Source organism: Haloplanus sp. HW8-1 (assembly GCF_023703795.1).
Lineage (GTDB): Archaea > Halobacteriota > Halobacteria > Halobacteriales > Haloferacaceae > Haloplanus > Haloplanus pelagicus.
Map to the genome: position 1 here is coordinate 1,241,436 of NZ_CP098518.1, position 25,793 is coordinate 1,267,228.

Consider the following 25,793-nt stretch of genomic DNA (forward strand, 5'->3'; position numbering starts at 1 on the left):
AATCGGCCGACTCCGGCGAGACAGTTCGGTTATCCGTCGCCGTGCGGGTCGACGATGATGACCTCGCCGTCCTCGACGGTGACGTTGATGAGCGTCTTGACGCTGTAGCCGGCGTCGTCGAGGTCGTTCGGCCCGGCCTTCTTGATCACCGCGACGACGTCGATCACCTCGGCGCCGATGTGCTCTAGGGCGTCCAGAATCGCCTTCATCGTCCCGCCAGTCGAGAGCACGTCGTCGAGGACGAGTACCCTGTCGCCCGCCTCGACGTCGTTGATGTACATTTCGCTCTCCGAGTAGCCGGTCTGAGCCGACAGCGACACCTCCCCGTCGAGGCCGTACTGGCGTTTCCGGATCACCACGAGCGGAACGTCCGTCATCAGTGAGACGGCGGTGGAGATGTGGATGCCCATCGCCGCGGGCGTGACGATCTTGTCGACATCTTCGAGGTCGGCCTTCCGGATGATCTTGATCACGATCTCCCGCAGGAGTTCGGGACGGAGCATCGGAACGCCGTCGCTGACGGGGTGGACGAAGTACTCGTACTCCCCTTTCTCGATGATCGGCGCGTCGAGAAGCGACTGCCGCAACTGGTCCATGACGCCTCTATCGAACGTCGAGAATAAAAACTGGCGATTCCGGGAGCGCCGGTCGCCTCGTCGGACGGGCCATGCGCTCCCGCGAGGGAGGGATCTTCGCCGCGTGGGGTCTCGCTCGATCAGTCCGTGATGAACTCGTTGTCCCGCCAGTTGACGCCGTTTTTCTCGGCCTGGGACTGGCTGGGGTTCTCGACGACCTCGACGGAGGCGGGCCGGTCCTCGCCCTCGACGATCCGGGTCGCTTTGAGTTTGTCGTCCTCTTCGACGATGGCGGTCAGCGTGCCCTTCTCGGACATCCGTGCGATGTCACGGAGCACGAGGAACATGGGGTACTGCAGGGCGGTGTTCTGAAGTACCGTCTCGCGGTCGCCCTTGAAGCAGGCGAACTCGACGAGTTCCGAGGGAATCTCCTCCTCTTCCTCCTGCCAGGGACCGCCGGCGCGCGGCGGTTCCTCCTCGTAGACGCGCGTCTCGGTGACGCTCGCTTTGAGCTGGGCTGTCGGGGTGTATTTGCTCAGACCCTCGTCCTCGGCGACGGCTTTCAGGATGAGCGTGTTGTTTCGTCGTGTGAGCGTTACGTCGGCGATTTCGGGAGGGAGTTCGGGGTCCCCCTCGAAATAGTCTTGTACGTCTTCGAGTGGCAGTTCGAGCGTCGAATGGAGTCGATATACGCGGCCTGACATAGTTTGTTCTCGGCGAGGGTAGCGCCACTACGCCCGTCTACCGGGACGTAGGGGACCTGTGCTTATATGACCTACTGTTCCCGTTGGTCGGCGAACACGTTGGCGTGTCACGCTCCGGCGAGTGTCGCCTCGAGTTCGCCCCGTTCGTCGAGTTCGGCGAGGACGTCGCTCCCGCCGACGAACTCCCCTTCGACGTACGTCTGTGGTGTCGTCTCCCATCCACTGTGGGCTTCGAGGGCGTCACGGAACTCCGGCAGCGCCGGCAACACGTCCACTGTCTCGAAATCGTCGACGTACTGGTCGATCAGTTCGAGCGCTCGCTGGGAGTAGCCACACTGGGGCATCAGGCGGTTGCCCTTCATGAACAACACCACGTCGTTCTCTTCGATGGCGGCGTCGACACGCGCCTGTACGTCCTCGGCGTCGAGGTCGCTGCCGGGTTGGAACGTCATGCTCCGACGTAGGATACCGCGAGTAAAAGGGGTTGCGCAACCCGAAGCCGTCACTCTTCGGCCAGCGACGACGCCATGCCGGTGTAGCCAGCCGGCGTCAGTGCCCGGAGTTCCGCCCGCACCGACTCCTCGACGTCCAGGTCGTCGAACAGGTCTCGGAAGTCGTCGAGTGTCACCCGCTCGCCCCGCGTGAGGTCTTTCACGCGCTCGTAGGCCTCGGTGTCGCCCTCGCGGCGGAGGATCGTCTGGACCGCCTCGCCGATCACTTCGGGCGTCGCCGCCAGTTCCTCGCGCATCACCGTCTCGTTGGGGACGACCGTCGTCAGTCCCGTTTCGGTCTTGCGGTAGCCGATGAGACAGTGACCGAGGGCCGCGCCCACGTTTCGCTTGACCGTCGAGTCCGAGAGGTCGCGCTGGAGGCGTGAGGTGGTGACGTAGTCCGCGAGGAAGGTCAGATCCGCGTTGGCCTTCGAGAGGTTCCCCTCGCTGTTCTCGAAGTCGATGGGGTTGACCTTGTGGGGCATCGTCGACGATCCCGTCTCACCATCGACGGCCCGCTGACCGAGGTAGCGATCCGAGACGTAGAGCCACGCGTCGCGGTCCAGATCGAGCAGGACGTTGTTGACGCCACGCAGGGTATCGAACAGCGTTGCGAGGTCATCACAGGGGTTGACCTGTGTCGTCAGCGGCGTGTGATCCAGGCCAAGATCGGTGACGAACGCCCGCGAGAAGGCCGGCCAGTCCACGTCGGGGTAGGCGGCGACGTGGGCGGCGTAGGTGCCCGAGGCGCCCGCGAGTTTTCCCGAGAGTCCGTCCGCGGCCGACCGGACCCGGCCCATCGCCCGGCCCAGACGGGCGGCGTACACCGCCATCTCCTTGCCGAACGTCGTCGGCGTCGCCGGCTGGCCGTGGGTCCGGGCGAGCATCGGCGTGTCCCCGTACTCGTGGGCCATCGCCGTCAGTTCGTCGCGAACGTCCGAAAGCGCCGGCAGGAGGACGTCCTCGACGGCCGGTTTGACGAGCAATCGGTGTGCGAGGTTGTTCACGTCCTCGCTGGTCAGGCCGAAGTGGATCCAGGGATGGAGCGACTCGTCGGTGCGCGTCCGGAGGAAATACTCGACGGCTTTCACGTCGTGGTTGGTCGCCGCGTAGCCCGCGGCACCTTCGGTCTCCAGACGCTTGACGAGTCGGGCGTCCTCGGCGTCGAACGAGCGATAGCAGTTCCGGATGGCGGCCGGATCGTCGACGGCGACTGGCGTCGCGTCGAGGGCGGCGAGCGCCAGCAGATACTCGACTTCGACGCGCACTCGGGCCCGCATGAGCGCCGACTCGCTCGCGTACGGCACGAGGGGTTCGGTGTAACGTGCGTAGCGTCCGTCGAGCGGCGAGACCGCCGCGAGCGGGTCGCTCCGTGGCAGATCCGTCATGCCCGGGACTGCCCGTGGACGACGCAAAAGCGTACCGATCCCCCCGACGATGTCGCAACTGTTTTTCCCACGCGCGGACCTCCCTCGACTATGCTCCGAATCGCGGGTCTCGCCGGCAATCGCGGACGGAACCTGATGCACCTCGCGGATCTGGCGCCCGGCGGCGCCGAACTGGCCGTCGTCTGTACCGACGACGAGTCGGCGCCGGTCCTCTCTGCGGCCGCAGACCGGGGAATCCCGACCGAGGTGGTCACGCGCGGCGTCGACGAGTCGAAGGCCGACCACGAGTCACGGCTGCTGGATCGGCTCGGCGACTACGAGTTCGACCTCGTCTGCATGGACGGCTACATGCGCATCCTCTCGGGTGACCTGCTCGACGAACTGCCGACGACGCTGAACGTTCACCCCTCACTCCTCCCGGCGTTCCGTGGCGACGACGCCCACGAGCAGGCGCTCGGGGCCGGCGTCCGCACGACCGGCTGCACCGTCCACGTCGCCACCGAGGAACTCGACGCCGGCCCAATCGTCACCCAGGAGGCGGTCCCGGTCCGCGAGGGCGACGACGCCGCCGACCTCAAGCGTCGCGTCCTCCACGAGGCAGAGTTCAAGGCCTACCCCCGCGCAGTGAAGTGGTTCGCCGAGGATCGCGTGACCGTCGACGACGACGGCGTCACCGTCGAGGGCGACGAGGCGGGGCAGTTCCCGACCCGGCGGATCGTCTCCGACGACCGCTCCCGAACGCTGCGGTACGGCGAGAACCCTCACCAGGACGCCGCGCTGTACGCCGACGCCGCGAGCGGCGAGGCGAGCGTCGTCCACGCCGAGCAGTTGAACCCGGGGGCGAAGGCCCTGTCGTACAACAACTTCAACGACGCCGACGCCGCCCTCGACCTGATCCGGGAGTTCGAGGAGCCGGCGGCGGCGGTGATCAAACACACCAACCCGGCGGGGTGTGCGACCGCCGATACGCTCGCTGAGGCCTACGACGACGCCCTCGCTACCGACGCGATGAGCGCCTTCGGGGGCATCGTCGCGCTCAACCGCCCCTGTGACGCCGCGACGGCCGACTCCATCGTCGAGTCGTTCAAGGAGGTCGTCGTGGCGCCCGGCTACACGGACGGCGCTCTCGACGTACTCACCGAGACGGAGGACCTCCGCGTCCTCGACGTGGAGTCGATCGGCGAGCGGGAGTCGACGCTGCGGGAGAAACCTCTGACGGGCGGTCGCCTCGTGCAGGAACGCGACGACTGGGTTCCGACCCGCGAGGATCTGGAGGTCGTCACCGAACGCGACCCGACCGACGGGGAAATCGAGACGATGCTGTTCGCGTGGCGGACGCTGAAACACGTCAAATCGAACGGCATCGTCTTCGCCTCGGGCACCGAGACGGTCGGCATCGGCATGGGACAGGTCAGCCGGGTCGACGCCGTCCGACTGGCGGCGATGAAGGCGGACGAACACGCCGAGGGGAAGTCCGCGGACGGGGCAGTGATGGCCTCAGACGCCTTCTTCCCGTTCCCAGACGGCGTCGAGGCGGCCGCCGAGGCGGGCGTCGAGGCCGTGATCCAACCCGGCGGCTCCGTCAACGACGAGGACGTCATCGCCGCCGCGGACGACCACGGGATGGCGATGGCGTTCACCGGAAAGCGGTGTTTCAGACACGACTGAGCGACGATTCCCCCGATCGTGCCCGGACGCGAGGTGGTGTAGGTTGACGCCCACGGCCGGGACGTCGCGATCGGGGACGGCTTCGAGCGTCCGAGCCGAGATCACCGGCGTCTCGTTCGTGGACCGAGTGACGCGCGACCGGCGAACCCGGCTCCGGCGAACGACCCCGTCGGCGCGGCCGTCTCCCGTGTAACAACGTTTAAGCGCGGATCGCCACCACGGTCACCTATGACGATAACCGTCCCCGGCCCAACCCTCGGCGTCGTCGGCGGCGGCCAACTCGGCCGCATGCTCGCCGAGGCGGCCGCGCCTCTCGGCGTCGAGACCATCGTCCTCGATCCGACGCCGGACTGCCCGGCCGCACCGGTCGCCCGCGATCAGATCGTCGGCGACTTCGACGATCCCGACGCGATCGGTCGGCTTGCGGATCGCACGGACGCGCTGACCTACGAGATCGAACTCGCGGATCCGGACCACCTCGCGACTGCGAGCGCCGACGCGGGCGTGCCGGTTCAGCCGGCGCCGGAGACCCTGCGGACGATTCAGGACAAGTACGCGGAAAAGGAGATGCTCTCGGGGGCCGGCGTGCCGGTTCCCGACTACCGCCGCGTCGACTCGGTGGCCGATCTCGAAGCCGCCGTCGAGGCGTTCGGCGCGGTGATGCTGAAAGCGCGGACGGGCGGCTACGACGGACGGGGGAACGTCCCGGTTCGGTCCGTCGACGACGCGGCGGCCGCGATCCGGGAGATCGGCTCCGAGGCCGACCCCGACGCGGTCGCCGAGACGTTCGTCGACTTCGAGCGCGAAGTCTCCGTCATCGGCGTCCAGGGCGACGGCGAGGTTCGAACCTTCCCCGTCGGCGAGAACGTCCACGAGGCGGAGATCTTGCGGGAGACGATCGTGCCCGCGCGCACGACCGAGGCCGTCGCGGAGCGGGCACAGGCGGTCGCCCGCGACGTCCTCGACACGCTGGAGGGCCGCGGCGTCTTCGGCATCGAACTCTTCGAGACGAGCGACGGGGAGATACTGGTCAACGAGATCGCGCCCCGACCGCACAACTCCGGGCACTGGAGCATCGAGGGCGCCGTCACGTCGCAGTTCGAACAGCACGCCCGCGCCGTACTGGGGTGGCCGCTGGGGTCGACCCACCGGCGGGCGCCGACGGTGAGCGCCAACGTCCTGGGGAGCGGCGAGAAGTCCCGTCCGGCGGAACTCGCCGGCGTCGAGGCGGTCCTCGAACGCGAGGCGGCTCACCTCCACTGGTACGGCAAGGACGACGTGCGACCCCTTCGGAAGATGGGACACGTCACCGCGACGGGTGACCCGGACGCCGACCCGACCGATCTGCTCGAATCGACACGCGAACTGCGCGAGCGACTGGAGTTCCGATGACCGACGACATCGACGACATCATCGACGACCTGCACGCACAGGCGGCCGACGACAGCGACCCCGAGACGACCCCCGAGGTTGGGATCATCATGGGGTCGGACTCCGACCTCGACATCATGGCGGGGGCCTACGAGGCCCTTCGCGAACTGGGATTCGCGGAGCAGACCGACTACCACGACCCGTCCGAGGCCCGCTTTACTTTCGAGAGCTACGTCGTCTCCGCCCACCGAACGCCGGACCTGCTGTACGCGTACGGCGAGACGGCCGCGGACCGCGGACTGGACGTGATAATCGCGGGGGCAGGCGGGAAGTCGGCCGACCTGCCGAACATGACCGCCTCCATCGCCTACCCGCTGCCGGTGATCGGGGTGCCGGTCCAGGAGAAGTCGGTCGACTCGGTGATCGGCATGCCGACGGGCGCACCGATCGTCGCCGTCGACGCGGGCAAGTCGTACAACGCGGCGCTGTCGGCGGTTCAGATCCTCGGGCGCCGACACGACGAACTCGTCGACCGACTCGGCGCCGAACACGACGCTCTCCGGTCGGGGGTGGCCGACGTCTCTCGGACCCTCCACGACCTCGGCATCGACGGGTTCAGGAACCGTCACGAGTAGTCCGAGTGGCAGGCTCAACAGGCCGTAACTCGGGAGAATTCGGACGTAAATTGGCGTACGGAGTCGAACGGCATAAATCAACGCTTATGAGGGAGCACTCCTAACCGCCAGGACGACAGGAATCAAGGCATGAATCAGTGGATAGCAATCGGTGCGCTCGGCCTCGTGGGCGTCGGCATTCCCATCGGCATGATGGTCGTGTCGGCGCTCCTCCGGCCGAGCGTCTCCGAACAGGGAAAGACGGTCATCTACGAGAGCGGCGAGGTGCCGACGGGGACGGCGCACGTCCAGTTCAACATCCAGTACTACATGGTCGCGCTGTTGTTCGTCGTCTTCGACGTCGAAACCGTCCTGATCTTCCCGTGGACGATGATCTATCGGTCCGCGCTGGAGAACGGGGCGACACTCACACAGACCCTCGTGCCGATGCTGGTGTTCATCGGCGTCCTCGTCGTCGGCCTCGTCTGGGCCTGGCGGAACGGCGCGGTCGAGTGGGTCAAGAGTCCGCGCGCGTCCCGCCGCAAAACCGAGAGACAATCATGAGTAGCGAACAGGAACGATTCGTCACCGACACAAGTCAGGTAGGGAGCGAAACGCGCGACGCCCGCATTGGGACGTCGGGAACCGACAACCGGTTCAACTCGAAGCTTCGGGAGGCCTTTGGCTCCTCGCCGTTCATCCTCACGAAGTTCGACCGGTTCATGGAGTGGGTTCGGGGCTCCTCGATGTTCATGCTACAGTTCGGCATCGCCTGCTGTAGCATCGAGATGATGCACACGTACGCGGTCAAACACGACCTCGACCGGTTCGGTGCCGGCGTTCCGCGTGCGTCGCCGCGACAGGCAGACGTGATCATCGTCCCGGGGACCATCGTCTCGAAGTTCGCCCCGCGGATGAAGCGTGTCTACGACCAGATGCCCGAACCGAAGTTCGTCGTCGGCATGGGGTCGTGTACCATCTCCGGGGGCCCGTTCCAGGAGGGGTACAACGTCGTCAAGGGCGCCGAGGAGGTCATCCCGGTCGACATCCACGTCCCCGGTTGTCCGCCCCGTCCGGAGGCGCTGGTCTATGGCGTCGCCAAACTGCAAGAACGCATCGCCAACGGCGAGAGTTCGCCGGTTACGGTCAAACCCTACGAACTCGAACAGTTCGGCGATCTCGACCGCGACGAAGTGGTCGACAAACTCGCCGAGGAGATCGACGAGGACGACCTCGTCATGCGGTACAACTGGGCCGATTCGCCATGAGCCTCGAAGAATCAGCTCCGGACACGGTCGAAACGGCAGCGACGACCGCCGAGGAGATCGAGGACCTACTGGGCGATCTGGTCCTCGACCGCGACGACCACCTCAACGCGCCGGGCTTCGTCGTCCGGCCCGACGAGGTACAGGACACGCTCTTTCGCCTGCGCGACGAGGCCGGCTACGATCACCTCTCCTGTGTGACGGCACAGGAGTACGAGGACCGCTACGAATCCATCTACCATCTCAAGAAGTACGACGACCCCACCGACGAGGTGAGCGTGGTGGTGCCGACGCCGACCGACGACCCCGTCAGCGAGTCGGCCGAACCCGTCTACCGCACCGCCGACTGGCACGAACGCGAGGCCTACGACCTGGTCGGCATCGAGTACGACGACCACCCCGACCTCCGTCGCATCCTCCTCCCCGAAACCTGGCAGGGTCATCCTCTCGGCCGGGACTACGACCAAGACCGCCCCCAGGTCGTCCCCCTCCGCGAACACGCCAACCCGCTGCAGGAGGATCACGCGGGCGACGCGGGCGACACGATGTTTCTCAACATCGGGCCACACCACCCGGCGACCCACGGCGTCCTGCACCTCAAGACGGTGCTCGACGGCGAACAGGTCGTCGACGTGGAGTCCGACATCGGCTATCTCCACCGCTGTGAGGAGCAGATCTGTCAGCAGGGGACGTATCGCTACCAGATCATGCCCTACCCGGACCGGTGGGACTACATCTCCGCCGGCCTGCTGAACGAGTGGGCGTACGCCCGGGTCGCGGAGGACCTCGCGGACATCGCAGTGCCCGAGTACGCACAGGTCATCCGGACCATGGGCGCCGAACTCTGTCGGATCGCGGCACACATGCTCGCGGTCGGCACGTTCGCGCTCGACGTTTACGGCGACTTCACCGCCATCTTCATGTACGCCGTTCGGGACCGCGAGAAGGTCCAGAACATCCTCGAAGAACTCACGGGCCAGCGGCTCATGTTCAACTACTTCCGGCTGGGTGGGGTCGTCTGGGACCTGCCCGAACCCCGCGAGGAGTTCTTCGAGATGATCCGGGACTTCCTCGACGACCTGCCCGAGGCCCTCGAGGAGTACCACGACATGATCTCGGCGAACGAGATCCTGCAGGTCCGGACCGTCGACACGGGCGTCCTACCCCCCGAAGTGGCCAAAAGCTACGGCGCCACCGGACCGGTCGCCCGCGGGTCGGGCGTCGACTACGACCTGCGCCGGGACGATCCCTACGGCTACTACGACGAACTCGACTGGGACGTGGCCGTCGAGGACGGCTGTGACAACTACTCGCGTCTGCTCGTCCGTCTCCGGGAGGTCGAGGAGTCCGCGAAGATCATCGAACAGTGCGTCGACCTGCTGGAGGACTGGCCCGAAGACGAGCGGACGATCCAGTCGAACGTCCCCCGGACGCTCCGGCCGGACGACGACACCGAGATCTACCGCGCCGTCGAAGGCGCGAAAGGCGAACTCGGCATCTACGTGCGCGCCGACGGCACCGAGAAACCCGCCCGCTTCAAGATCCGGAGCCCGTGTTTCTCGAACCTCCAGACGCTCCCGGAGATGTCCAACGGTGAGTACATCCCCGACCTGATCGCGTCGCTCGGCAGCCTCGACATCGTGCTCGGCGAGGTGGACCGCTGATGGACGGGCTACTCCTCCAGTCGGGGACCACGACCCCGACCGGGACCGCCAACGCCTCGGCCGGGGGGCCGGTGACGACGCTACCCGAGACGATCTCCGGCGCGCTCGGCCTCTCGGGCACGCTCGGTGACGTGGTCGGGGGGCTGATCGGCGCCTTCCTCATCGCCAACATCATGCTCGGCATGACGGCGCTGGCCGGCCCGTGGGCAAAGCGAAAGATCACGGCGGCGTTCACCGACCGGATCGCGGTCAACCGGGTCGGACCCTTCGGGCTGCTGATCATCGTCGCCGACGCGGTGCGTCTGCTCTCGAAGGAACTGATCGTGCCGGACGGGGTCGACCGTCCGGCCTGGGACATCGCGCCGATCATCCTGCCGTTCTCGGCGCTGCTCGGCTTCGCTGTCATCCCGCTCGGGAGCGGCCTGCAGTTGGCCGACCCCGAAACCGGGATCGTCTTCGCGTTCGCCGCGGCCTCCATCGCGTCGGTTGGGCTGGTCATGGCCGGCTACGCTTCGAACAACAAGTACTCGCTGTTGGGATCGCTACGCTCCATCGCCCAGAACCTCGCCTACGAGATTCCGCTGGTCATCACGGCAGCGTCGGTGATCATCATCGCCGGCACCTTTCAGACCAGCGAGATCGTCGCCGCCCAGACGGAGACGCTGGTGTCGATCGCGGGCGTGTCGATCCCCGCGTGGTACGCCTTCGTCAACCCCTTCGCGTTCGTCCTGTTCGTGGCGGCGAACCTCGCGGAGATCGGCCGGAACCCCTTCGACATCCCCGAGGCACCGACCGAAATCGTCGCCGGCTACCAGACCGAATACTCCAGCGTCTACTTCGTGCTGTTCTACCTCGGGGAGTTCATCCACATCTTCCTGGGCGGCGCACTGATCGCCGTCCTCTTCCTCGGTGGACCGGCCGGTCCGGTCCTGCCCGGATTCGTCTGGATGGTCATCAAGATGTGGGCGTTCTTCCTGTTCACGCAGTGGGCCCGCTCGGCGGTCCCGCGCGTTCGTATCGACCAGTTGATCGAAATCGGTTGGAAGGGGATGCTCGTGCTCTCCTTCGCGAACCTGGTGCTCACGGCAGTCCTCGTGGGAGTGATCGCGTAATGATTGGAATACTGAAAGGCATGGCGACGACGATGAAGCACGCGCTGGACGGCAAGACGTTCACCGTCGAGTACCCCGACGTGGCGCCTGAGGTGAGCCCGCGGTTCCGCGGGGTCCACAAGTTCAGCCAAGAACGCTGTATCTGGTGTCGGCAGTGCGAGAACGTCTGTCCGAACGATACGATCCAGATCGTACAGGACGACCAGCGCAACGGTGAACAGTACAACCTCCACATCGGGCAGTGTATCTACTGCCGCCTCTGCGAGGAGGTGTGTCCGACGGACGCGATCCTGCTGACCCAGAACTTCGAGTTCACCGCCGACACGAAAGACGACTTCGTTTACAACAAAGAACAGCTGAAAAACGTCCCGTGGTACAAGGGAATCGATCCCCTCGAATCGCGCAATCCGGACCGTGGGGCGTGGATCGGCGAGGGCGACGGCGAGATCGACTACCAGTAGCGCCGAGTCGGCGCTGTGTCTGCGCCGTCTCGAAACGTTCAAAGGACTACCTCAAACACACTCAAAGCAATGGTGTATGAAACGATCGCGTTCGCGCTGTTCTCCATCGTGACGTTGGGGTGCAGCCTGGGCGTCGTCCTCGTCGAGGACGTGTGGCACTCCGCACTCCTCCTCGGCGGCGCCCTGTTGAGCGTCGCGGTACACTACGTGATGTTACAGGCGGAGTTTCTCGCCGCCATGCAGATCCTCGTCTACGTGGGCGGGGTCCTGATCCTCATCACGTTCGCCGTGATGCTTACGAAATCGACAGCGGCACAGCCCTCGGAGGTGAACGAGGTATGACGTCGAAACCGGAACTGCGCACCGGGTCGCACCTGCTCCCCGGACTCGCAGCGGTTGCACTGTTCGTCGTCATCGCCTCCGTCGTTCTCCGGGCCTCGTTCGGCGCCCCGCAAGGGTTCGCGTCGGACGCAAGTATCACGGCGAGTATCGGCTACGCGATGTTCAACCTCGATATGGGATCGGTCCCGAGCGAGGGCTTTCTCGTCGCCTTCGAGATCATCGACGCCGTCCTCGTGGCCGCGCTGGTTGCCGCGGTGATGCTCGCCCGACGAGAGAGCGACGGCGATATCGTCGCCCTGCTGGCCGACGGCGGCCGGCAGGTCCGTGACCAGTTCGCCGACACCGACGCCGACGACGGAGGTGACCGCTGATGGTTCCGGTCCAGTGGTACCTCCTACTGGCGACGGCGGTGTTCTGTATCGGCCTGTTCGGCATCCTGACCCGGCGGAACGCGCTCCTGTTCCTGATGTCGGTCGAGTTGATGCTGAACGCGGCCAACGTCAACCTCGTGGCGTTCTCCGCGTACTGGGGCAACGTCACCGGCCAGACGTTCGGCCTGTTCGTGATGGCGCTCGCCGCCGCCGAGGTGGCGGTCGGCATCGGCATCATCCTCGTGTTGTATCGCAACTTCGACGACGTGGACGTGACGCTGGCCAAGGGGATGAGGTGGTAAGATGGCCGGAGCATTCGACTACGCGCCAGCCATCGTCCTTCTCCCCTTCCTCTCGTTCCTCGTCTCGCTCGCGGGCGGGAAGTACCTCCCCAAGGGCGGCGCGTTCGGCGGTATCGCCGCCACTGCCGGATCGCTGGTCCTCTCGGCGTGGGTCTTCCTGACCGTCAGCGCCGGCAACGTCTACAACGAGACGCTGTACACGTGGGCTGCGGGCGTAGGCGAGGGGACGACGACGCTCACCTTCGGCCTGCTGCTCGATCCGCTGGCGGCGATGATGTTGCTCATCGTCTCGCTGGTCGCACTGCTGGTTCACGTGTTCAGCCTCGGATACATGAACGACGAAGGCGAGACTGGCCTGCCACGGTATTACGCCGGCCTCGGCCTCTTCACCGCCTCCATGCTCGGGTTCGTCGTCGCCGACAACCTGCTCATGGCGTTCATGTTCTTCGAACTGGTCGGGCTCTGTTCGTACCTCCTGATCGGCTTCTGGTTCCGACAGGACGGCCCGCCGAGCGCAGCGAAGAAGGCGTTCCTGGTCACCCGCTTCGGTGACTACTTCTTCCTCGTCGGCGTCGTCGCCGTCTTCGCCACCTTCGGCACCGCGAAGTTCGCGGGCGAAGGGGCGTTCCCGGTGCTCGCCGAGGAGGCACTCGCCGGCTCCGCCGAAGCCGTGACCACCTTCGGCTTCGCGCCACAGACGTGGTTCACGATCCTCGGCCTACTGATCCTCGGTGGCGTCATCGGCAAGTCCGCGCAGTTCCCGCTTCACACGTGGCTCCCGGACGCCATGGAGGGTCCGACGCCCGTCTCCGCGCTCATCCACGCTGCGACGATGGTCGCGGCCGGCGTCTATCTGGTCGCGCGGATGTACGGCTTCTACGCGCTCTCGCCCACGGCGCTGGGCATCGTCGCGCTGGTCGGCGGGTTCACCGCCCTCTTCGCCGCGACGATGGGCGTCGTGAAACGGGAGATCAAGCAGGTGCTCGCCTACTCCACCATCTCGCAGTACGGCTACATGATGCTCGGACTGGGCGCCGGCGGCTACGTCGCCGCGACCTTCCACCTCATGACCCACGCCTTCTTCAAGGCGCTGCTCTTCCTCGGCGCCGGCGCGGTCATCATCGCCATGCACCACGACGAGGATATGTGGAACATGGGCGGACTCAAAAACGAGATGCCCGTCACCTACTACACCTTCCTCTCGGGGTCGCTGGCGCTCGCCGGCATCGTCCCCTTCGCCGGCTTCTGGTCGAAGGACGAAGTGCTGTACGAAGCCCTGATACACGGACTCGACGGCTCGCCGCTCCTCCTCGCGGGCTACGCGATGGGGCTGGTGGCCGTCTTCTTCACCGGCTTCTACACTTTCCGGATGGTGTTCCTGACGTTCCACGGCGAACCCCGCACCGAGGTAGCCCGCGATCCCCACGGGGTACGGTGGAACGTGAAGGGGCCGCTGGTGGTGCTCGGGGTGCTCGCCGCGACGGTCGGCTTCGTCAACATGGTGCCGCTCCACGACCTGACCGGCGGCTTCCCGCCGGAGTATCTCCACGACTGGCTCGCCCACGGCGAGATCTCGGCGCTGACCAGCGAGCATTACGGTGAACTGCTCCACGACTACGCACACTACACGTCCGCCGACGTGGCGTCGTACGTGGCCGGCGCGGTGTCGCTGGCGCTCGCACTCGCGGGCGTGGTCACCGCGCACGTCCTCTACAACGTCGACGAACCGACCGAGCACACTGAGAAGCTCGGCGCGGTGAAGACGCTGTGGTACAACAACTACTACCAGGACGAGTATCAGGTCTGGCTCGCCGAGTCGGTCGTCCTGCCGCTGTCCCAGCTGGCCGACAAGTTCGACCAAGGCGTCGTCGACGGCGTCGTCAACGGCGTCTCTAGCGTGAGCCTGTTCGCCGGGAGCCGCATTCGGCGGATTCAGACCGGGCTGGTGACCAACTACGCCGCGCTCCTCACCCTCGGGTTGACGGCGTTGCTCGTCGCCTTCGGCGTTCTCGGAGGGTGGTTCGCATGATCATCGAAGCGCTGATCGCCATCACGTTCGTCGCCTCGATGGGCGTGTTGCTGGCCCCGGACGAGTGGGCCGGCCGCCTCGCGGCGGCGCTGAGTCTGCTCCCCGTCGTGGGGAGCCTCTATATGTGGAGTCGCTTCGACGCGACCGGGAACGCCCTCACGGGCGGGTCGGTCGCGTTCGAGACGACGGTGCCGTGGCTGGAACTGGGCGGCTACACGCTCAACTGGCACGTCGGCGTCGACGGCATCTCCCTGCCGCTCGTCGTGCTGACGACGCTGCTCTCGACGCTCGCCATCGTGAGTGCGTGGGCGTCCGTCGACGACCGTCAGTCCCAGTTCTACGGGCTGATGCTGTTCATGGAGGCGAACCTACTCGGCGTGTTCACCGCGCTCGATTTCTTCGTCTGGTTCGTCTTCTGGGAGGCAGTCCTCCTGCCGATGTACTTCCTCATCGGCGTCTGGGGCGGTCCGCGACGGAAGTACGCCGCGATCAAGTTCTTCGTCTACACCAACATCGCGTCGCTCGCGATGTTCATCGGCTTCATCGCGCTGGTGTTCGGTCTCGGCGACTCGGTGTCGTCGCTCGATATGCCGGCTATCGCGGGGGCACTCCGAGCGGGGGAACTCGGTTCGCTGTTCGGGGTCCCCGCCGCCACCCTGCGGAGCGTCGCCTTCGTGGCGATGTTCCTCGGGTTCGCGGTGAAGGTGCCCATCGTCCCCTTCCACACGTGGCTGCCGGACGCCCACGTGGAGGCGCCGTCGCCGGTGTCCGTGATGCTGGCCGGTGTCCTCCTGAAGATGGGGACGTACGCCCTGCTCCGGTTCAACTTCACCATGATGCCGGAGACGGCGACGCAGTTCGCGGTGCCTATCGCACTGATCGCCGTGATCAGCGTCATCTACGGCGCGATGCTCGCGTTGGCCCAGCAGGACCTCAAGCGCATCGTCGCCTACTCGTCGGTCTCCTCGATGGGCTATGTCATCCTCGGGCTGATCGCCTACACGACCTACGGGGTCGGTGGCGCCACCTTCCAGATGATCGCCCACGGCCTCATCTCGGGCCTGATGTTCATGTCGGTCGGCGTCATGTACAACACCACCCACACCCGGATGGTCGGCGACATGTCGGGGATGGCCGACCGGATGCCCGTCACCACGGGCATCCTGGTCGCCGGCGCCTTCGGCTACATGGGCCTGCCCCTGATGGCCGGCTTCGCCGGCGAGTTCTTCATCTTCAAGGGAGCCTTCGCGTCGACGGTCCACGCGGCCATGCCGCTCTTTACCGCCGTCGCGATGTTCGGCATCGTCGTCGTCGCGGGCTACCTGCTCTTCGCGATGCAGCGGACCCTCTTCGGGTCGTTCCGCCTGGAGACCGACTACGAGGTCGGTCCAGCATCGCTCCACGAGACGGTCCCCCTCGCGGTGTTGCTCGTGACGATCATCGTCCTCGGAGTCGCTCCCGACCTCTTCTTCGGGATGATCCAGGACGCGGTCGATCCCCTCCTCGATTTCGGAGGTGACCTCTCGTGATCCCCATTCAGACACAACTGCCGACGTGGACGGCCGTCGCGCCGACGCTACTGCTCGGCCTGACGTCGCTCGTCCTGTTGTTCATCGACAGTATCGACCCCGACTCGACGCGGCCGGCGGTCCTCGCGGGCACCGCTGTCGGTGGCTCGGTCCTGACGCTCGCCGTCGCCGGGTGGTTCCTGCTCGCGGGGACCGGCCAGGAGGGCGGCGCCATCGAACTCTACGGTGGCTCCATCGTCGTCGACGGTCTGAGCCTCTTTTTCACCGTCATCTTCGCGAGCGTCGCCGCCATGGTGTCGCTCGCGAGTTACGACTACCTGCAGGATCGAACCTACCAGGCGGAGTTCTACGCGCTGGTGATGCTCGCGGCGACGGGGATGAGCCTCATGGCGTCCTCGGGGTCGCTGGCGACGGTCTTCGTCAGCCTCGAACTCGCCTCGCTCCCCTCGTACGCCCTCGTCGCCTTCCTCAAGAAGAACCGCGGGAGCGTCGAGGCGGGCCTGAAATACTTCCTCGTCGGCGCGGTCTCCTCGGCGGTGTTCGCGTTCGGCATCTCGCTCGTCTACGCCGTCACGGGATCGCTCCTACTCTCGGAGGTGGCGTCGGCCGTCGGCTCGGCCGGTGACCTCGTCGGGGTCGCGGGCGTGGGTATCGTGATGATCGCGGGCGGGTTCGCGTTCAAGACCGCCTCGGTGCCCTTCCACTTCTGGGCGCCGGAGGCGTACGAGGGCGCTCCGGCCCCCATCAGTGCCTTCCTATCCTCGGCGTCGAAAGCGGCCGGCTTCGCCGTCGCCTTCCGCGTGTTCGCCGTCGCCTTCCCCATCGACGCCGTCGTCCCGATGGGCATCGACTGGCCGCTCCTGTTCGCGGTACTGGCCGTCGTCACGATGACGCTCGGCAACTTCGCGGCGGCGACCCAAGAGAACGTCAAGCGGATGCTCGCGTACTCCTCGATCGGACACGCCGGCTACGCGCTGATCGGCCTCGCCGCCCTCTCGGGCGGCGGTCCCAACGGCAACGTGATGGGTGCGAGCATGGCCCACCTGCTCGTCTACGGCTTCATGAACACCGGCGCCTTCCTGTTCATCGCCATGGTCGAACACTGGGAGATCGGTCGGACCTTCGAGGATTACAACGGCCTCGCGACGCGGGCACCGGTCGCCTGCCTGGCGATGACGGTGTTCATGTTCTCGCTCGCTGGCCTGCCGCCCTTCGGCGGCTTCCTCTCGAAGTACGCTCTCTTCTACGGGGCGATCCAGGGCGGCTTCTGGTGGCTCGCGGCCGTGGGCGCGATCAACAGCGCGCTGTCGCTGTTCTACTACTCCCGCGTGGTGAAAGCCATGTGGATCGAGGATCCCACCGGATCCTTCGACCTCGGTGCGACGCCGCTCGGCCTCTACGTCGCGGTGATGGTCGCGGCGGTCGGCACGCTGCTGCTCCTGCCGGCGTTTGGACCCGTCGTCGAGACGGCACAGAGCGCCGCCACGGCACTGTTCGCGTAGGTTAGAGCACCGATCCGATCGCCCGCGTTACTTCCTTCGAGCGCATCACGGTGATGCCGTCGGTGGTGATGAACACGCCATGATCCCCCTCGACGACACGCGTCACGAACCCGTTGTCGAAGACGCGGAGCGTATACTGGTACTCCCCGAGTTCGCTTCCCTCGTAGGCCATCTGTGCGCGAAATCCTGCCGCCTCGTGTTCGACCCAGCCTGAGAGGTCCGCGTCGGCCTCCAGATCCGCCCGGAGGTACACCTGCTCGTACTCGTCGGGAGTAAAGTAGACGACGCTTCGCAGACTGTCGCCGATGGCGGTTCGACAGGCGCTCACCAGTTGCTCTTCGAGCGCCGGATCGACGAGGTCACGGTGCTCGCTCATGATGTGTGGTACCACGTCACAGAGCGGGTTAACTCCATCGGCGACGCGTGACGGTAGGATTTTGGGGACCCAGCGTCACCCACCGCCATGGTTAGGCGGCTGGTGCTAGGGTGTGGCCGCGACGGGGGACGGGTCGTCGGCGTCGTCTCGACGTGGGGAGGCGAACTCAGGATCGTCACACCGGAGGGACCCCAAACCGACGGCCTCGACTCGACCACGGAGGTGGTCCACGGCGACCCGGCCGATCCGGAGACCTATCCCGAGACGGCCGACGTGGTGCTCGTTCTCGGCGACGCCGACCGCGGCGTCGCTGCCGCCGAGCAGGCCCGAACGGCGTTCCCCGACGCCCTGCTCGTGGCGGTCACGGACGGCGACGGCCCCGCGGACGCGCTGGCCTCGGTCGCGGACCGGGTGGTCGACGCCCGCGCGATCGTGACGGAGCACCTCCTCGATGCGGTGACCGGCGACGGGGCCGAGCGGGTGTGGCGACTGCTGAACGTCCTCCGGGGGATCGACGGGCGACTGGCGATCGTGATGCACAACAACCCGGATCCCGACGCGATCGCCTCGGCGCTCGCGTTGGCCGACATCGCCCAGTCGGTCGGTGTCGAAGCCGACGCCTGCTACTACGGCGACATCTCCCATCAGGAGAACCGCGCGCTGGTGAATCTGCTCGAACTCGACCTCTGTAACCTCAGCCCGGACGAGGGGATCGAGGAGTATGCGGGCGTGGCACTGGTCGATCACTCTCGCCCAGGCGTGAACGACGGGCTCGATCCCGACACCGCCGTGGACGTGGTCGTAGACCACCACCCCCCACGGGCGCCAGTCGAGGCGCGCTACGTCGACCTGCGGAGCGATGTGGGGGCAACGAGCACGCTCCTCGCGGAGTACCTGAACCGACTCGGCATCGATCCGGGTCGCGAGGTGGCAACCGCGCTCCTGTACGGCATCCGAATCGACACTCGGGAGTTCACCCGCGAGGCCGTCGAGGCGGATTTCGAGGCCGCCGCGTTCCTCCAGTCCTACGTCGACGAGTCGGTGCTCGAACGGGTCGAATCCCCGAACGTGACTCCCGAAGTTCTGTCGACGCTGGCCGCGGCGATTCGGAACCGAGACGTCCGGAGAAACGTTCTCACAACGGGCGTCGGCCGCATCCACGACCGCGACGCCCTCGCACAGGCCGCCGACAAACTGCTCGATATGGACGGAATCCGTATCGTCGTCGTCTACGGCTTCATGGACGAGACGGTGTTCGTCTCCGGTCGCGCCCGAGCGACGGACGTCGACCTCGGCGAAGTCCTGCGTGCCGCCCTCGGAGCCATCGGGAGTGCGGGGGGCCACGCCGATATGGCCGGTGCACAGATCCCGCTCGGCATTCTGGGTTCCGTCGAGGAGGAGTCGACCGACTCGCTGACACAGGTCGTCGACGAGGTGATCGCCGAGCGCATCTTCGAAGTGCTCGAGAGCCCCCCGAGCGCCCCGTCCCGCGATCCCGACGACGACGACATCGTCTTTCAGTTCCCGCTCGCCGACGACGGGTGAGGGGTCGACCCCCGCGCCGACGTCTCGCACCGCGACGACCACCCTTTTGAGAGTCGGCTACGTATCACGCGCCGATGGCCGACAACGCGACCGTCGAGGAGTACATGACCCGTGAGGTGGCGACCGTCTCGCCCGACGACTCCGTCGCCGAAGTGTCGCGGCGCATCGTCGAGAGCGAGAGCCACACCGGCTTCCCGGTGACCGATGGCCGCCGAGTGGAGGGGTTCATCAGCGCACGTGATCTACTGTTGTCCGACGACGAGGCCCTCGTGTTCACCGTGATGTCCGACGACCTCGTGGTCGCACACCCGGAGATGAAAGTCGACGACGCCGCGCGGGTGATCCTCCGGTCGGGCATCCAGAAGCTCCCGGTCGTCGACGACGCCGACAACCTCGTCGGGATCATCTCCAACACCGATGTGATCCGGAGTCAGATCGAGCGGGCGACGCCCAAGAAAGTCGACAAACTCCTCCACACCTTAGAGGAGATCCACGACATCGACGCCGTTGAGGAACGCCGTCGGATCCGGCTCTCCGATCTCACCCCGACGCAGGCGCGGGTGTACGCCGACGAGTTGCAGGGCCGGAGTTACGAACTCGAACACGGGCTGGCGGAACCGCTGGTCGTCATCGACAACGAGGGTACGCTCCTCCTCGCGGACGGCCACCACCGGGTCATGGCCGCCAACCGCCTCGACATCGAGGAGATGGACGCCTACGTCATCGTCATCGACGAGGGGGCCGACCTCGAACTCGGGATGGAACGCACCGCAAAAAAGGAGGGTCTCGCCTCCATCGACGACATCTCGGTCGTCGACTACGCGCGTCACCCGCTGATCGAGACGACCGAGCGGCTTCAGGAAGAGGACGGATAGGCGGCCGGGACGCCGGTCCCGCGAACCGCCGTCGTCGGGCCACTGCCGTCAGTCCCGTCGCCGTCTTCGGGTCCGTCGTCACCGTCAGTCCCGTCGCCGTCTTCGGGTCCGTCGTCACCGTCAGTCCCGTCGCCGTCTTCGGGTCCGTCGTCACCGTCCGGCCGTTCGACGCCGACCAAATCGAGTTCGGGGACCAACATGCCGAGGACGGACAGCGAGTAGTAGCGAACGAACGTGAGTGCGGGCACCTGCACGAGCAGTCCGAGCACGATCATCGCGAGGACGAACAGCGCCGCCAGCGGCACGAGCACGAACCAGGCGGCGTGGCCCGCCCCCGCCGCGTTCAGACCCAGGAACAGCAGTCCGCCGACGACCGCGAACGGGATCGCGACGGCGACGGCCACGAGGAGGACGACGATGCTCACGGCGAGACTCACAACGATCCCGAGGACGAACTTCGCGACCACGTAGAGGGCGACCTGCTTCCATTTCGTCCGCAGCGTCGGCCAGAGCCGCCGCCACGCGTCGAGAACACCCCGGTCTTCGGTCAGCATCGTCGGCACCACGAAGTCGGTCGTCAGACCGAGGACGACGCTCGTGGCGATCCCGACGGCGACGAAGAGCACGAGCAACGGCACCAGCAACACCAGCAGGATCGGTGAGAGACCGACCCCGCCAACGATCACGAGGAGGACGGGCAGGGCGATGGTCAGGAGCGTGAGGACGGAGACGACGATCCGGAACCCGAACAGCCGTAGGCCGGGCCGGAACTCCTCGCGGAAGGGCTCCCGGATCGACACCTCGCGGTCGCGCAGTCCCCGCACGAGGACGAACTCCATCACGGCGCCGACGAGACCCCACAGGAGCGCGATCGCGACGATCACGGCGAGGATGGCGACGACGACGGCCACAACCGATCCCACGTCCGGGGGCTGGAACGAGGGCGTCTCGGAGGGCATTCCGTTCCCGGAGGGGAGGCTGGCGTTCCCGCCGCCGGACGGGAGGCCGCCGCCGACGCCGACGAAAAGGGCGATCAGCGCGAGGCGCAGCCAGCGGCCACGATCCACGGGACGGAGGAGGGATTCGGTCGCGTCACGGGCGTCCGACAGGGCGGCGATGGCGTACCAGGAGGGCATACCTACAACCCCGCAGTCTGATGACAAAAATACAGGGGGTCGGCTTCCCGTTAGGAGACGACCGCGGCGACGCGACTTTATTCGCGCGGCGGGAACGGGCGGCCATGACGCCGTTCGAACGCCGGACTCGGCGGGTCCAGTCGCGACTGGCCGCTCCCGGTACCGACGCCGACACACTCGCCCTCTCCCCCGGGCAGGACCTCTACTACCTGAGTGGGGTCGACCGCGACCCCAGCGACCGCCTTCTCCTCTTCGTGGTGCCCGAACGGGGCGATCCGACGTTCGTGGTGCCGGCCCTCGAGGCCCCGTCGGTCCGCGAGGCCACGTGGATCGACGACGTGCGCACGTGGGCCGACGAGACGGGTCCCGATCCGGTCCTCGATCCGGTCCTCGACGACCTGTCGCCGTCTCGCGTCCTCCTCGCGGACCGGATGTGGGCCGCCGTCTCGCTCGACCTCAGGGAGCGCCTCCCGGCGGCGTCGTTCGGCCTCGCGAGCGAGGTACTCGGCCCGCTCCGGCGACGGAAGGACGACCGGGAACTCGACCACCTGCGTGCGGCCGCCGAGGCGGCGGACGCGGCGATGGCGGACGTCCGCGCCCTGGGCGCCGACGCCGTGGGCCGGACGGAGGCGGAACTCGCGGCGTTCGTCGAGGAGCGACTGGACGCCCACGGCGGGACGGGCGTCGCCTTCGACACCATCGTCGCCGCGGGGCCGAACGGCGCCGATCCGCACCACGCGACCGGCGACCGCGAGATCCGCCCCGGCGATCCGGTCGTTCTCGACTTCGGGACGCGGGTGGCGGGCTACCCGAGCGATCAGACCCGGACGGTCGTCTTCGCCGGCGATCCACCGCCGGCATTCGAGACCGTCCACGACGTCGTTCGAGAGGCGACGGCGGCCGGGGTTGCGGCGGTCGATCCCGGCGTCCGCACGGGAGCGGTCGATCGTGCGGCGCGGTCGGTGATCGAGGCGGCGGGGTACGGCGATCGGTTCGTCCACCGGACGGGTCACGGCGTCGGCCTCGACGTTCACGAGGCGCCCGACATCGTCGCCGGCGGCGAGGTGGAACTCGAACCGGGGATGGTCTTCAGCGTCGAACCCGGGATCTACCTCCCGGATCGCTTCGGCGTCCGGATCGAGGATCTCGTGGTGGTCACCGACGACGGCGTCGACCGCCTGAATCGGACGGATCGCGGCTGGCGGTGCTGACCTACTCCGTCGTCGATCCGAGCAGCGCGCCGACGTCGGCGTGATCGGTCAACAGATTCCCCATCACCTCGACCGTGCGCTCGTCGCGGGTGCGGCCGCTGTGGACGACTTCCTCGGCGCGGTCGAGCGTCGTGAGGGTGTCGGTCGAGCAAAGCAGGATGGGAACGCCCTTCTCCGCGGCGGTGCCGAGGACGGTCGACGGGGGGCGTCGACCACCGGTGAGCACCAGACACTTGATGCCCGGCGCTTCGAGCGCGGCGGTGTGGATGTCGGTACGGTCGCCGCCCGTGACGACCGCGGCGTCTTTCGTCCGGCGGAAGAAGCGAAGCGCCTCCTCGCCGCTCATCGCCCCGACGAGGAACCGCTCGACGACGCCGTCGGTGGGGACGTCTGTGAGCACCTCGGCGCCGAGTTCGTCCGCCAGGTCGCCGACGCTCACCCCCGCGAGTTCCGCTTCGCGGGGCAGCACCCCCAGGACGGGGATACCCTTCTCCTCCAGAAACGGCGCGACGAGGTTCTCTACCTCGTCGTAGACGGCGTCGGAGACGCGGTTGAACAGGACGCCCGCGAGCCGATCACCGAGTCGGCGGGTGGCCGCCAGCGTCTCGTCGATGTCTGGCGGCGTCGCGTAGTCGGCGACCAGCACGACCTCGGCGTCGAGCAACTCGGCCACGTCGACGTCGGTGAGGTCGACGACGCCGCCGGTGGTCAACCGACCGCCGCCCTCGACCAGCATCAGGTCCCGCCCCTCGGCGACTGTGTCGAACCCTTCACGGACGCGCTCGCGGAGTTCCTCGGGGCGCTCTCGCCCCTCCATCGCGCTCCGGACGAACGTCGGTGAGTAGACGATCGGTTCCATCTCGTGCATCTCGTCGTCGGTGCCGAGTAGTTCGCGCGCCAGCATCGGATCGCGGTCGAGCGTTTTGCCGACCTGGCTCTGGAGGCGCGTCCCCTTCGGTTTCATGTAACCGACGCTCAGGCCCCGATCCTGTGCGTGGCGGCCGAGCGCGATGGCGACGGCCGTCTTGCCTGTGCTCTCTCCGGTCGCGGTGACGAGTACGGTGTTCATAGCGAGTCTGGATCGACGGTCAGTCTGAGGTCGACGGCCTGTACGCCATCGGGATTGGCCACCAGCGGGTTCACGTCGAGTTCGAGGATGGCCGGGAAGTCGGTGACGAGTTGTGAGAGGCGGCCGAGCGTCTCGGCGACGGCCGCCTTGTCCACCGGATCGCGCCCCCGTGCGCCGGACAGCAACGGGGCGGCGTCGATCTCGTCGAGCATCTCGCGGGCCGTCGACTCGGCGAGCGGCGCGAGTCGGAGCGCGGTGTCCTCCATCACCTCGACGAAGACGCCCCCGAGGCCGAAAAGCACCAGCGGTCCGAACTGCGGATCGCGGTTCGTGCCCGCGATGGTCTCGACGCCCGCGTCCATCTCGACCATCTCTTGGACCTGTACGCCGAGGATCGTCGCATCGGGCTGGTAGTTGCGCGCCCGGGTGACCAGATCCTCGAAGGCGTCGTACACTGCCTCCTGAGAGACGCCGACCTTGACGCCGCCGATATCGGATTTGTGGAGGATGTCCGGGCTGACGATCTTCATAACGACCGGGCCGTCGATCCTCTCGGCGACGTCGAGCGCCTCGACCGGGGAGTCGACGACCTCGCCAGCGGGCGTCGGGATGCCGTAGGCGTCGAGCAGCGGCATGGCCTCGACGCCGAGGCGGGTCGTCCCGCGGTCACGTGCCCGTTCGAGTACCGCGCGGGCGGCCTCTCGATCCACGTCGTAGGTCGTCGGGGTTGCCGGTTCCCGCTCGCGGATCTCGCGGTATCGCGACAGCGTCCCGAGACTCCCGACCGCCCGCGCGGGGTCGAAGTAGTTCGGGATGCCCGCCCCTTCGAGGACGTCCTCGGCCCGTCGCGCGCGCTCGCCCCCCATCAGACACGTCGTCACGGGCAGGCCGTGGCTGGCCTGGAGGTCGGCCACGTCGGCGGCCAGATCGTCGTAATCGAGGGTCGCGGTGGGGGCGGCGATGACCACCGCCGCACCCACGGCGTCGTCCGCGAGGACGGCATCGAGAGCCGTACACATCCGATCGCTGTCGGCGTCGCCGATGACGTCAACCGGGTTGTAGACGTTCGCCCCCTCGGGCAGGCAGTCGCGGAGGCGGTCCAGCGTCACGTTTTCGAACTCCGCGAGCGACAGGGGCACCTCGCCGACGGCATCGGTCGCCATCACGCCCGGGCCACCTGCGTTCGTGACGACGGCGACACCATCGGTCTCGGGGACTGGTTGGCCCGCGAGGACGCGCGCGGCGTCGAAGAGGTCCTGAACGGTGTCGGTACGGACGACGCCCGCCTCCCGGAGGCCGGCCTCGTAGGCGCGATCGCGGCCGGCCATCGCCCCGGTGTGTGAGGAGGCGGCCTGTGCCCCCGCCTCCGTCCGCCCGGACTTCACGACAACGACGGGTGTCTCGCGGGTCACCTCCCGGGCCACGTCGACGAACCGACGCCCGTCCTCGATGGCTTCGAGATAGCCGACGATCACGTCCGTCTCCTCGTCGTCGCCCCACGTGTCGACGAAATCCGATTCGTCGAGGATGGCCTTGTTACCGAGCGACACCACGTCCTTGAAGCCGACGCCGTGGTCCGCCGCCCAGTCGAGGACGGCCGTGACGAACGCCCCCGACTGACTCAGAAAGGACACCGCCCCCGTGGGAGCCATCCGTGGCGCGAACGTGGCGTTCAGCCCCACCGGCGTGCTGATGACCCCGAGGCAGTTCGGCCCGACGACGTTCAGGTCGTACTCGTCGGCGAGGGTAGTCAGGTCGCGTTCGCGGGCGACGCCCTCGCCCCCGGCCTCGCCGAACCCCGCCGAGATGACGACCACGTTTCGGATGCCCGCCTCCGCGGCCTCGCGGACGACGTCGAGTACTGCCGACGCCGGCACCGCCACCACGGCCAGATCGGCACCCGCCTCGCCGACGCCGTCGACCGTCGACAGGCCGCAAACCGTCTCGCAGTTCGGGTTGACGGGAACCACCTCGCCGTCGAACTCGGCGAGGTTCTCGACGAGTGCACGACCGACGGACCCCTGCCGTTCCGTCGCTCCGACGACGGCGACGCGGTCCGGCGCGAACAGCGCGGATAGCTCTCCCATCGAATCGGGGTTTCATCGGCCTCGGTATAAATGCGTGGGCCGGTTCCCGTCGTCCCGTGGGACCGCCCGCGGTTTAGGCCGACCAAATATATCGAGAATATGATAA

25 protein-coding genes are annotated in these 25,793 nt (G+C 67.0%); 17 read left to right on the forward strand and 8 right to left on the reverse strand.

Annotation, left to right across the window (positions count from 1 at the left end; translation table 11 throughout):
- Window positions 1-29 precede the first annotated feature (29 nt).
- The 4 genes from hpt to purB form a co-directional block, all read right to left on the reverse strand.
- A complete protein-coding gene (gene hpt, locus NBT82_RS06615; RefSeq protein WP_251330760.1) occupies window positions 30-596 on the reverse strand; it encodes a hypoxanthine/guanine phosphoribosyltransferase in 567 nt (188 codons plus the stop codon).
- A gap of 119 nt (window positions 597-715) precedes the next feature.
- Entirely contained in the window at window positions 716-1,279 is a 564-nt protein-coding gene (locus NBT82_RS06620; protein WP_251330761.1) for a DUF7110 family protein, read from the reverse strand.
- Window positions 1,280-1,386: 107 nt separating this feature from the next.
- A complete protein-coding gene (locus tag NBT82_RS06625; protein ID WP_251330762.1) occupies window positions 1,387-1,731 on the reverse strand; it encodes a glutaredoxin family protein in 345 nt (114 codons plus the stop codon).
- A gap of 50 nt (window positions 1,732-1,781) precedes the next feature.
- Entirely contained in the window at window positions 1,782-3,158 is a 1,377-nt protein-coding gene (gene purB, locus NBT82_RS06630; RefSeq protein ID WP_251330763.1) for an adenylosuccinate lyase, read from the reverse strand.
- Window positions 3,159-3,248: 90 nt separating this feature from the next.
- On the opposite strand from purB, the gene purH reads away from it, so the two are divergent.
- From purH to NBT82_RS06700, 14 genes are all read left to right on the forward strand, one after another.
- The gene (gene purH / locus NBT82_RS06635) at window positions 3,249-4,826 is read left to right on the forward strand and encodes a bifunctional phosphoribosylaminoimidazolecarboxamide formyltransferase/IMP cyclohydrolase (RefSeq protein ID WP_251330764.1); all 1,578 of its coding nucleotides are present in this window, start codon (window positions 3,249-3,251) and stop codon (window positions 4,824-4,826) included.
- A 228-nt stretch (window positions 4,827-5,054) separates the two neighbouring features.
- On the forward strand, window positions 5,055-6,218 hold the full coding sequence (locus NBT82_RS06640; RefSeq protein WP_251330765.1) for a 5-(carboxyamino)imidazole ribonucleotide synthase: 1,164 nt from the start codon (window positions 5,055-5,057) through the stop codon (window positions 6,216-6,218).
- Complete coding sequence (gene purE / locus NBT82_RS06645) at window positions 6,215-6,832, forward strand: 5-(carboxyamino)imidazole ribonucleotide mutase (protein ID WP_251330766.1); 618 nt, start codon at window positions 6,215-6,217, stop codon at window positions 6,830-6,832. The genes NBT82_RS06640 and purE overlap by 4 nt, the downstream gene beginning before the upstream one ends.
- A 129-nt stretch (window positions 6,833-6,961) precedes the next feature.
- A complete protein-coding gene (locus tag NBT82_RS06650) occupies window positions 6,962-7,375 on the forward strand; it encodes an NADH-quinone oxidoreductase subunit A (RefSeq protein WP_251330767.1) in 414 nt (137 codons plus the stop codon).
- On the forward strand, window positions 7,372-8,079 hold the full coding sequence (locus tag NBT82_RS06655) for an NADH-quinone oxidoreductase subunit B (protein WP_251330768.1): 708 nt from the start codon (window positions 7,372-7,374) through the stop codon (window positions 8,077-8,079). Before NBT82_RS06650 ends, NBT82_RS06655 begins: the two co-directional genes overlap by 4 nt.
- Window positions 8,076-9,740, forward strand: a complete 1,665-nt coding sequence (locus tag NBT82_RS06660) for an NADH-quinone oxidoreductase subunit D (protein WP_251330769.1) — start codon at window positions 8,076-8,078, stop codon at window positions 9,738-9,740. Before NBT82_RS06655 ends, NBT82_RS06660 begins: the two co-directional genes overlap by 4 nt.
- On the forward strand, window positions 9,740-10,852 hold the full coding sequence (locus NBT82_RS06665) for a complex I subunit 1/NuoH family protein (protein ID WP_251330770.1): 1,113 nt from the start codon (window positions 9,740-9,742) through the stop codon (window positions 10,850-10,852). Before NBT82_RS06660 ends, NBT82_RS06665 begins: the two co-directional genes overlap by 1 nt.
- Window positions 10,852-11,313: a NuoI/complex I 23 kDa subunit family protein gene (locus tag NBT82_RS06670; protein ID WP_251330771.1), complete on the forward strand. Its 462-nt coding sequence runs from the start codon at window positions 10,852-10,854 to the stop codon at window positions 11,311-11,313. Before NBT82_RS06665 ends, NBT82_RS06670 begins: the two co-directional genes overlap by 1 nt.
- A 69-nt stretch (window positions 11,314-11,382) precedes the next feature.
- Window positions 11,383-11,655, forward strand: coding sequence for an NADH-quinone oxidoreductase subunit J (locus NBT82_RS06675; RefSeq protein ID WP_251330772.1), 273 nt, complete (start codon window positions 11,383-11,385; stop codon window positions 11,653-11,655).
- Window positions 11,652-12,026: a proton-conducting membrane transporter gene (locus NBT82_RS06680; protein ID WP_251330773.1), complete on the forward strand. Its 375-nt coding sequence runs from the start codon at window positions 11,652-11,654 to the stop codon at window positions 12,024-12,026. Before NBT82_RS06675 ends, NBT82_RS06680 begins: the two co-directional genes overlap by 4 nt.
- Window positions 12,026-12,328, forward strand: a complete 303-nt coding sequence (nuoK, locus tag NBT82_RS06685; RefSeq protein WP_251330774.1) for an NADH-quinone oxidoreductase subunit NuoK — start codon at window positions 12,026-12,028, stop codon at window positions 12,326-12,328. Before NBT82_RS06680 ends, nuoK begins: the two co-directional genes overlap by 1 nt.
- Before the next feature lies 1 nt (window position 12,329).
- Window positions 12,330-14,357, forward strand: coding sequence for an NADH-quinone oxidoreductase subunit L (nuoL, locus tag NBT82_RS06690; protein WP_251330775.1), 2,028 nt, complete (start codon window positions 12,330-12,332; stop codon window positions 14,355-14,357).
- Window positions 14,354-15,886 (forward strand): complex I subunit 4 family protein, encoded by a 1,533-nt coding sequence (locus NBT82_RS06695; RefSeq protein ID WP_251330776.1) that lies wholly within the window; start codon window positions 14,354-14,356, stop codon window positions 15,884-15,886. The genes nuoL and NBT82_RS06695 overlap by 4 nt, the downstream gene beginning before the upstream one ends.
- Complete coding sequence (locus tag NBT82_RS06700) at window positions 15,886-17,388, forward strand: NADH-quinone oxidoreductase subunit N (RefSeq protein WP_425601778.1); 1,503 nt, start codon at window positions 15,886-15,888, stop codon at window positions 17,386-17,388. Before NBT82_RS06695 ends, NBT82_RS06700 begins: the two co-directional genes overlap by 1 nt.
- Before the next feature lies 1 nt (window position 17,389).
- Here the strand turns inward: NBT82_RS06700 and NBT82_RS06705 are convergent, their stop codons facing one another.
- Entirely contained in the window at window positions 17,390-17,764 is a 375-nt protein-coding gene (locus tag NBT82_RS06705; protein WP_251330778.1) for a DUF7522 family protein, read from the reverse strand.
- An 87-nt stretch (window positions 17,765-17,851) separates the two neighbouring features.
- On the opposite strand from NBT82_RS06705, the gene NBT82_RS06710 reads away from it, so the two are divergent.
- Window positions 17,852-19,309: a DHH family phosphoesterase gene (locus tag NBT82_RS06710; RefSeq protein WP_251330779.1), complete on the forward strand. Its 1,458-nt coding sequence runs from the start codon at window positions 17,852-17,854 to the stop codon at window positions 19,307-19,309.
- A 74-nt stretch (window positions 19,310-19,383) separates the two neighbouring features.
- On the forward strand, window positions 19,384-20,184 hold the full coding sequence (locus tag NBT82_RS06715; protein WP_251330780.1) for a CBS pair associated ParBc domain-containing protein: 801 nt from the start codon (window positions 19,384-19,386) through the stop codon (window positions 20,182-20,184).
- Here the strand turns inward: NBT82_RS06715 and NBT82_RS06720 are convergent.
- Entirely contained in the window at window positions 20,166-21,320 is a 1,155-nt protein-coding gene (locus tag NBT82_RS06720) for a DUF7544 domain-containing protein (protein WP_251330781.1), read from the reverse strand. The two genes, NBT82_RS06715 and NBT82_RS06720, sit on opposite strands and share 19 nt — an antisense overlap.
- A gap of 104 nt (window positions 21,321-21,424) precedes the next feature.
- Between NBT82_RS06720 and NBT82_RS06725 the strand changes: the two genes are divergently transcribed.
- Entirely contained in the window at window positions 21,425-22,531 is a 1,107-nt protein-coding gene (locus NBT82_RS06725) for an aminopeptidase P family protein (protein ID WP_251331366.1), read from the forward strand.
- Between the two features lies 1 nt (window position 22,532).
- On the opposite strand, the gene NBT82_RS06730 is transcribed toward NBT82_RS06725, so the two are convergent.
- Together NBT82_RS06730 and NBT82_RS06735 are read right to left on the reverse strand one after the other, a co-directional pair.
- Window positions 22,533-23,600: a phosphotransacetylase family protein gene (locus tag NBT82_RS06730; protein WP_251330782.1), complete on the reverse strand. Its 1,068-nt coding sequence runs from the start codon at window positions 23,598-23,600 to the stop codon at window positions 22,533-22,535.
- Entirely contained in the window at window positions 23,597-25,687 is a 2,091-nt protein-coding gene (locus NBT82_RS06735; RefSeq protein ID WP_251330783.1) for an acetate--CoA ligase family protein, read from the reverse strand. Before NBT82_RS06735 ends, NBT82_RS06730 begins: the two co-directional genes overlap by 4 nt.
- Window positions 25,688-25,793: the final 106 nt, after the last annotated feature.